Consider the following 8,374-nt stretch of genomic DNA (forward strand, 5'->3'; position numbering starts at 1 on the left):
ACCTGCATATGCACCCCCAGGATGCAGCGCAGGTCGGAATCGCCGAGGGGGCCCTCGCCGATGTCATTTCGCCAGTCGCCACCGTGCGCGTGCCCGTGCGTATCATCGAGGATCTGATGCCCGGATCGGTTGCCCTGCCGCACGGCTGGGGCCACCAACATGCCGACGGCCTGGGCGTGGCGAGTCGCACCTCGGGCGTGAACGTCAACCTGCTCGCCGCGGATGGGCCCGAACGGATCGAACGCCTCTCGGGCATGGCGCACCTCACCGGGATCGACGTCGAGATCCGACCTGCGGCCGGCGCGCTGGATCCGACCTCCTGGTCGGGCCTTCCGGCGGAGTCTCCCGTCAATCCAGAACCTCAAGATCGAACCGCCTGACGCCACTTCTCGCGCAGGCGGCTCGGGGAAACAGCCTGAAACCCGCGACTGTACTCAGGCCATCAAGCTTGCGCGATCCATATCGATCGTCCCTGGCAACACGGATCCTCGGGGGTAAAGGAGAGGTCGCACATTCCCGAGGCTTTGAGATGAAATCGATATTGCGCGGGATCCAGACTTGCATGATAGACCGACTGGCCTTCCACGGTGCCCCAGACCTCGCCTGCCTGCGGCCCTGAGGTGAACATGAGGACGCCGCCTGCCACCAGATGCCGGGAGAAGACCGGAAACATCGCGATCTGGTCAGACACCGGAAGGTGAAAGAAGCTATCCCATGCCAGGATGGCATCAAAGACCCTCCCGAGTTCCAATCCTCGCATATCCGCGGTCAGCACCTCGCAATCGGGCAGGTTGCGTTGAAAGATTGCGGTCATTCCCGATGCGCCGTCCACACCAGTCACCGCCGCACCCTGGCCATGGAGATAGGCCGCAATCGGGCGCCCGGAACCACAGCCAAGGTCGAGGACGCGCTGGCCCGGCGCCAATGCGAGAAATCGATCCAGGTAAGGTTTCTCGAAAAGAGAGCAATCCCGGTGAAGATCCCAACCAGTCGCCACACGATTGTATGTCGGCAGAACATCCTCTCGCGGCTTCGACATGGTAGATTTTTCCTCTGATAGCCTCTGGTCCTACGCCGAGTGCATCACCGCGACCTCATCGAGATAGAAGATATTCCCTTCCGGGTCAGCGAACATTGCCATGAAGCCACCCCAGGGCTGCCGCGTCGGAGGCAGAGAAAACGTCACACCCAAAGCAGTCAGCCTCGCGTGCTCGGCCTCGAGATCCGCAACCGCCAGCCCCACTCCGGTATGCCGACCCACAAGTTCGTCTTGCCGGGGCTCGGCCACCGCAAGCCCGAGCGAGATCGCTCCCGCCCGGAACGCGGCATAACCGTGTTCCTGTTCATAAGAGACTCGCACCAAGCCCAGCGTGCCTTCATAGAAGTCGACGGCTCGATCAAGGTCACTCACGAAGATGTTCACGTAAGCAAGATTCAAGAGGAAGCCCCGCTGCCGCTCGACTGTTTCAGCCCTTGCGGTTGGCGAGGTTCTGGAGCCTTCAGAACCGCCACAATACAAATGACCAGGTTCTCGACGATCTGCCGCCACTGGTCTTCGTCACCCGAGGCAGGAGACGACGGGCCGCGGGCATGGTCCGCCAGCCCATGAAAAAGCATACCGGTCACCAGCAACATCCTTGGACCCACGGCATCGTGAGGCAGGCGCCGCGAGCGCTCGGACAGATGGCTCATCAAGCGGACTGCTGTCGGACTGGCCGTGCTTTCCCGGGACATCGGCGAGTATTCGGGGTGTCCGAGAAGACCCGCACTCATGCACAGGTAGGCCCGCCCACCCGGAGTCGATCGCACATGCTCTGCCAGTGGATACACCAGAGCTTCGACGAACCCGCGCAGCCGCGGCGCGGGTCTGCTTTCGAGTTCCTCCAGAAGCTGGATGCGATGGGCTTCGATCGCCGGCTGATGTTTGGCCCGGACAGCCGCGACCATGCCCGCCTTGTCGTGAAAATGATATTGAACCGCCGAGCGGTTTCTCTGCCCTGCCGCCACACCAATCTCGACCAACGATACGGCATCGACGCCTCGGGCGGCGAAGAGCTCTTCGGCAGCCGCGATAATACGATCCCGCGTCGCGGTGCCGGGTTCCCTTCGCGCTGCTTGCCCGGTGCCATCACCCCTCTGCTGCACCTCCGAATCACGACCGCTTGACATATTTAATACTCTAGTATCAATGGGGTTCCTTTACCAGAGCCAGAAGTTCGAATTCGCCCCTACGGGGCGGGGAGGTCATCGTTTGCGGTTTCCATGGAATTACTTTCTGCTCGGAGTGTGCAGCCTGCTGCTCACTCCCGCCCGCCCCATCGCGGCCCCGGCCATGGACCGGCCCAATATCATCGTCATGCTGGCCGACGATCTGGGATGGGCGGACGTGGGCTTCCACGGCGGCCCGATTGACACTCCCGGCCTTGATCGATTGGCCCGGGAAGGTCTTGAACTGGAACGCTTCTACACAACACCCATCTGCTCACCCACCCGTGCGGCCTTGATGACCGGACGAGATCCGATGCGGCTCGGCATCGCCTACGCCGTGATCATGCCGTGGCGCAACAATGGCGTTCATCCCGACGAACACTTTATGCCCGAAAGCTTCCGCGCCGCCGGGTACCAGACCGCCATGGTCGGCAAATGGCACCTCGGCCACTCTCAGCAAACCTATCACCCAAATGAGCGCGGCTTCGAGCACTTCTACGGCCACCTCCATACCGAGGTCGGCTATTTCCCTCCGTTTGCCGCGCAGGGGGGACGAGACTTTCAACGCAACGGCGTAAGCATCGAGGATGAAGGCTACGAAACGTTCCTGATGGGAGAAGAGGCCTCTCGGTGGATTCGCGACCGGGACAAAAACAAACCCTTCTTTCTCTATGTCCCGTTTCTTGCTCCCCACACGCCGCTGGACGCCCCCGAAGACTTGCAGGAGAAATATGCCGACCTGGTCGACGACCGCGAACCGACTCGCAGTCGCGAATCCGATCGATCCCGTATGATCGGAAAATTGACGCTCCGCCCCAGTGCCCGACCGATGTATGCCGCGGTTGTCGACGCGATGGATCAGGCAATCGCACAAATCCTCGACACGCTGGACCAGCAGGGGATCGCCGACAACACCATCGTCCTTTTCTTCAGCGACAATGGCGGCGCAGCCTACGCAACAGGCGGCGCGGACAATGCGCCGCTGCGTGGTGGCAAGGGCGATACCTTCGAAGGCGGCATCCGGGTGGTTTCGGTCATGCGATGGCCCAAGGAGATTCCTGCAGGCGAAAAGTTCCCCGAGATCTCATCGGTGATGGACGTTTTTCCCACCCTGGCTGCCGCCGCAGGAGTCTCGTCCGGTGCCGCAAAGGAGCTGGATGGGCGGAATCTATGGCCCGCCATCCAGGGCACGGGCAAAGCGCCTGCTTTGGATGACTACCTCTTTTTCACTTCCGAAACGCCGATCCGCGGCTCGTTCAGTTTCACGGCGTTCGACGACGAGTGGAAACTGGTGCAGGAAATCCAGCAGGGCTTTCTATCGGCGGACGTCACCAACTACCTCTTTCGGATCGACGATGACCCCCATGAGCGAAACAATCTGGCGGCGGCCAATCCCGAAGTGGTCGCGCGAATGTCCGATGCCATCCAGCGCTGGCGCCTTCTTTACCCGGTCTCGGGGACGCGTTCGGAATTGGTACCACCCCCCGGCTGGCGGGCCCCTCTGGATTGGGCCACCTACCCCCGACCGATCGAATCCCTCGGGCCCGAACCCGCACCCGGCATGCCGCCCGAAGGGGCTCTCACCGCCCTGGACTGGATGCACGGCGAAGGTGGCCGCCTGATCTATGACTGCGAGCCCTGGAGCTTTCTGCAGGGAGGACTTTGCCAATGACGTGTGGCCGGCTACTGGTCCTGCTCGTTCTGTTCGGATGTCAGCCATCGCCCTCTGCGGAAATCGATGGGGCTGGACAGGAAGGCGCGCAGAGAAATTCCACTCATGAGCTCTTCGATCTGGGTGAGGATCTCAATGTGGCCATCGAGATTGCTCCGAACGTCTTCCAGTCGCGCGGCACGGCCAATGCACAAGCGATCGTGACGACCGAAGGCACCGTCATCGTCGACACCGGCCTCTCCAACCAGCCGAAGGTGCAGGAACAATTGCTCGAGATCATCCCCGGCCCGGTCAGCCATGTCGTGCTCACCCATGCGCACGCAGACCACTATAGTGCGACCGACTCTTTCGCCGACAGCCAGACCGAAATCGTCGCTCATGCCGAATTCGCGCACAACCAGCGCTACCTCAAGGAACTCTCGCCCCTTCTGATGTCGCGCAACGCGATCTTTTTTCCCGACCACACCCCGGCTGTCCCCGGGATCCTCTCGGGGCTGGTCAAACATCTCTATCCGACGGTTGAGCCGACGCGCGTGCTGTACGAGCCCTACGCTTTCGAACAGGGCGGGATCCGGTTCGAGATTATCCCGACACCCGGCGCCGAGGGAGCCGACGGGCTCTCGGTCTGGCTGCCCGATCAGGAGATCCTGTTTACCGGAGATCTTTTCGGAACCACCTTCCCCATGTGGCCCAACCTGACGTCCATGCGAGGCGAGAGAGCGCGATTTCCGAAACCCTACATGGATTCGCTCGACAGAATTCTGGAACTCGATCCCGAAATGCTTGTGCCGAGCCATTTTGCCCCGATCGAAGGAAAGGAAAGGATCCGCGCGGGCCTGCGACGTATGCGTGACGCCATCGCCTATGTGGAGCAAGCGGTGTTCGATGGCATGAATGCGGGCAAGGATGTCCATACGCTGATGCGAGAGATCCAACTGCCGCCCGACCTTGCCCTGCCTGAACCCCACGGCAAGGTATCCTGGGGGGTGCGGAGTATCTGGGAGGCCTATACCGGCTGGTTCCATCTGCAGCAGACCTCCGAGATCTACGCGCTGCCGCGCAACGAGGTCTATCCCGAACTGGTCGCCATGGCCGGCGGCGCATCCGCGATCGCGGCACGAGCGCAGCAAAGACTGGACGAAGGCCGAATACTCGAAGCATTGCACCTGACCGAGATTGCGTTGGACGCGGAGCCCGAAAACGGACAAGTTCGGCAAACCCAAACGAATATCCTCGAAGTTCTTCTTGACGAAAGTGGCCGAACAAACCACTTCGAAACCTTTTGGCTGGAGCACCAACTTGGGAGAAATCGTGAATAAGACTCATCCTCAAAGTCCATCGGCTACCCAACCCGGATTCCTCCGGAGCCGGCTCGCATGGGCCGCTCTATTCAGCTTGCTGGCGGCCCTGCTCGTACCACAAGAATCTCACGCCCAATCGGAAAGCACCCCCGCCTCGGACATCCAGTACATGGAGGCGATCGAAGAAACCGACACCCTGGGCGGCGAAGATGCGGTGGTCGACTCGATGGACCAACAAGTCGAGCAAGCCCAAGCAGGAGAATCGCTCACCCGAGTCAGCCCGACACGCGAAGCCAGGATCGAGGAGATCGTGGTCAGCGCGCGCAAACGGGCGGAGTTGCTCGAGGACACGCCAGTATCCATCACAGCACTCGGTGCCGAGGTCCTGCGTGAGTCCGGCATCAACCGACTCGACGGGATCCAGGAATTGGTGCCCAACCTGCGCATCGACTCGGGCATCAACGGCAACTCCACCCTGATCCGCATACGCGGCGTGGGGACCTCGACTGCAGGCGTGGCATTTGAGCCCGGTGTGGGACTTTATGTCGACGGTGTCTTTCTGCCCCGCGCGCTCGGATCCCTGATGGATCTGGTCGATGTGGGCCAGATCGAAGTCCTGCGCGGGCCGCAGGGAACGCTTTTCGGAAAAAACACTGTCGGCGGAGCGATCAATATCACCACCGTAAAGCCGCAGGATCAGCTCGAGGCTTTCGCGATGGTTCGGCCCGGAAATTTCGGTTCGGTGACCACCCGCGCCATGGTCAATATCCCCATCGATATCGGCTGGCTGCGCGACCGGCTCTCCAGCCGTTTTTCGGTCGCCACCACCAACGACCGCGGCTATGTCTACAACGAGACACAGGACCTCTATCAATCCGATCGAAATTCCGTAGCCTTCCTCGGAAGCCTGCGGTTCCAACCGATCGAGGACCTGACCATCGACGCCAGCGGCACCTGGACGCGCGAACACAACCGTAACCGCGGCGGCCGTTGCGTCTATGTGCGCGAAAGCGGCCTGCAATCGCGCGGACTCGAGGCCGCCTGTCGCGCCAGCAAGCCTTACCGGATCAATGCGAACGTCCCGATGCTCTTTGACCTGCGCAGCTACGGCGCCTGGGGCACCGCCACCTACCAGATTGGTGACGTGGGTCCGATCGAGGACTTGAGCGTCAAATTTCTGACCTCGTGGCGCGAACAGCGCAACCGTTTTCGCGGCGACACCGATATGACAATCGAACCGACCGTGGACCGCCTCGGTGTTGGCGGCGAATTCGCGCCCTCCGGAATCCCGACAAATGGCGGCGAAGGAACTGCGCGACAGATCTCCGAAGAACTCCAGGTCAACGGCAGCGCCCTTGACGATCGCCTGAATTTCGTGGCCGGCTATTTCGTCTTCTGGGAAAATGCCACCGAACCCACCAACACCACAACCGACATCAAGCTGCGCGATGTACCCGCATCCATCACCCGCAGCACCTATGCCACTATCGGCACCGACAACTCGAACTGGGCGGTCTATTCCCAGGCAACGCTCGACGTCACCGATTGGCTGAGTGCGACGGCCGGCCTGCGCTACAGCGAAGATCTGAAACAGGCGTCGCTAGAGCAGTACGCTGTCGAGACAGGTGAGGAAACCTTTGCGGGCTCCGGCCGCCAGCTGTTTTCGCGCTTCACCCCGATGGCCAGCATCGCGGCCACCGTGCCCGAGCGCTATCTTGATGATTCGCCCTTCGATCATATCATGGGCTACTTCACCTATTCGCAGGGCTTCAAAGGAGGCGGCTTCAACGCCGTCCCCGGACCGCGCATCGACGACCAACTAGCGGAATTGCCGGCGTTCGGCCCCGAGATCCTCGACAACTTCGAGATCGGTGCCAAGACCGTCTTTCTGGACCAACGCTTGTCGGCCAACGTCTCGTTCTTTTTCGGCAGTTACGACGACATTCAGGTCACCAGTATTCAGGATCTGGGGGATCTGGACGGCGATGGAGTCCCCGAATTGGTCCGCATCACCCAGAATGCCGCCCAGGCAACGACCAAGGGGCTGGAATTCGAGCTCCTCGCGCGACCGATCGACGGGATGGTTGTGCAAGGCTCGGTAGGAGTCGTCGACGCCCGGTATGACAACTTCCCGGTGGCGATCTCGGACTATGATGGAAACGAGATCAATCGAAGCGGCGAGAGCTTTGCCGGTATTCCCCAGCTACAGACCTTCGTTTCGCTGCAGCATTCGTTCCCGGTGCAGGTCACTGGAGCCCAGATGCTCGACGGCTACATCACGCCGCGGCTGGAATGGGCCTATACATCCGAGATCTACTACTCCGGGCGCGAACTGCTGCAGGGCCGCCAAGGTGGCGTCAACCTTCTGAACGGCCGCCTCTCGTGGGACTTCCTCGATGATCGCGCGCAGGTCGCCCTATGGTCCAAAAACATGCTCAACGAAAAGGTCATCGATTACGTGACCCCGCTTTCGGCGACCTTCGGCGTGGCGAACCGCTTCTATCGGGTACCGCGCACGTTCGGGGCCGAGCTTTCCTATACGTTCTGAGGAGGCCAAACGCGCCGGATCCCGCCCCGACCATGCCGGGGAGACCCGGATTCATTTTGGTGGGGGGCCATCTCAACACTTGCGCGTTCGGGCCTCTATATGGTCTAGAAATCGGTTAATACGCAGATCTTTTCGAACCAGCAACCCCATCCTCAAACCCGGAACCTCACCCCGCAGCGGCGGGACTTTCCACAGCCAAATCGGACGACTCGTCCTGTTCATCGCCGTTGTCAGCATGGCCGGCTGCGGAAACTCCGCAAAGGCGCTGAGCCCTTGCGAGATCCAATTGGGTGAAGCCCAGCGCGAACTGGCGCGATGCACGTTGCGGGCAAACGCCGAGAGCGCGGTCGAGAACGCCGGCTGCGCCGATGCATTCCTCGAAAAAATGGCGCAAGTGCGGGAACAATACGGCGAAAGTGGAGACTGTCCGAGCGAGGCCGATACCGCCAAGATCATGGGTGGACTCGCCGCACGATTCATTCCGGACGAAGCAGAGAACCGGCCCAAACCGGAGATGAGCATGAACGTCAGCGTCCTGAGCGCCACCGACAGGCTGCTGCGTCGCCCCTCGCTGCGATCCTCCTGGATGTTCCCCGGCTACGAAGAGATAGCCGCGCTTGATGGCAGCGCCAGAACCGGCGACCT

At 61.2% G+C, this 8,374-nt stretch carries 8 protein-coding genes; 5 read left to right on the forward strand and 3 right to left on the reverse strand.

Annotation, left to right across the window (positions count from 1 at the left end; all coding sequences use genetic code 11):
- The coding region (locus P8K07_05635; GenBank protein ID MDG1958006.1) for a molybdopterin dinucleotide binding domain-containing protein at window positions 1–380 on the forward strand (380 nt) is incomplete at its 5' end.
- 62 nt (window positions 381–442) lie between these two features.
- On the opposite strand, the gene P8K07_05640 is transcribed toward P8K07_05635, so the two are convergent.
- From P8K07_05640 to P8K07_05650, 3 genes are read right to left on the reverse strand one after another with little or no spacing between them, the layout of a single operon-like run.
- Window positions 443–1,039: a class I SAM-dependent methyltransferase gene (locus P8K07_05640; GenBank protein MDG1958007.1), complete on the reverse strand. Its 597-nt coding sequence runs from the start codon at window positions 1,037–1,039 to the stop codon at window positions 443–445.
- Between the two features lie 30 nt (window positions 1,040–1,069).
- The gene (locus tag P8K07_05645) at window positions 1,070–1,423 is read right to left on the reverse strand and encodes a VOC family protein (GenBank protein ID MDG1958008.1); all 354 of its coding nucleotides are present in this window, start codon (window positions 1,421–1,423) and stop codon (window positions 1,070–1,072) included.
- An 11-nt stretch (window positions 1,424–1,434) separates the two neighbouring features.
- Complete coding sequence (locus tag P8K07_05650; protein MDG1958009.1) at window positions 1,435–2,169, reverse strand: TetR/AcrR family transcriptional regulator; 735 nt, start codon at window positions 2,167–2,169, stop codon at window positions 1,435–1,437.
- A gap of 163 nt (window positions 2,170–2,332) precedes the next feature.
- On the opposite strand from P8K07_05650, the gene P8K07_05655 reads away from it, so the two are divergent.
- The 4 genes from P8K07_05655 to P8K07_05670 all read left to right on the forward strand — a co-directional run.
- The gene (locus P8K07_05655) at window positions 2,333–3,880 is read left to right on the forward strand and encodes a sulfatase-like hydrolase/transferase (protein ID MDG1958010.1); all 1,548 of its coding nucleotides are present in this window, start codon (window positions 2,333–2,335) and stop codon (window positions 3,878–3,880) included.
- Window positions 3,877–5,199, forward strand: coding sequence for an MBL fold metallo-hydrolase (locus P8K07_05660; GenBank protein ID MDG1958011.1), 1,323 nt, complete (start codon window positions 3,877–3,879; stop codon window positions 5,197–5,199). The genes P8K07_05655 and P8K07_05660 overlap by 4 nt, the downstream gene beginning before the upstream one ends.
- The gene (locus P8K07_05665) at window positions 5,192–7,729 is read left to right on the forward strand and encodes a TonB-dependent receptor (protein MDG1958012.1); all 2,538 of its coding nucleotides are present in this window, start codon (window positions 5,192–5,194) and stop codon (window positions 7,727–7,729) included. Before P8K07_05660 ends, P8K07_05665 begins: the two co-directional genes overlap by 8 nt.
- A gap of 286 nt (window positions 7,730–8,015) precedes the next feature.
- On the forward strand, window positions 8,016–8,374 hold a 359-nt coding region (locus tag P8K07_05670), incomplete at its 3' end, for a hypothetical protein (protein ID MDG1958013.1).

It is taken from the genome of Candidatus Binatia bacterium (assembly GCA_029248525.1).
Taxonomy (GTDB): domain Bacteria; phylum Desulfobacterota; class Binatia; order UBA12015; family UBA12015; genus UBA12015.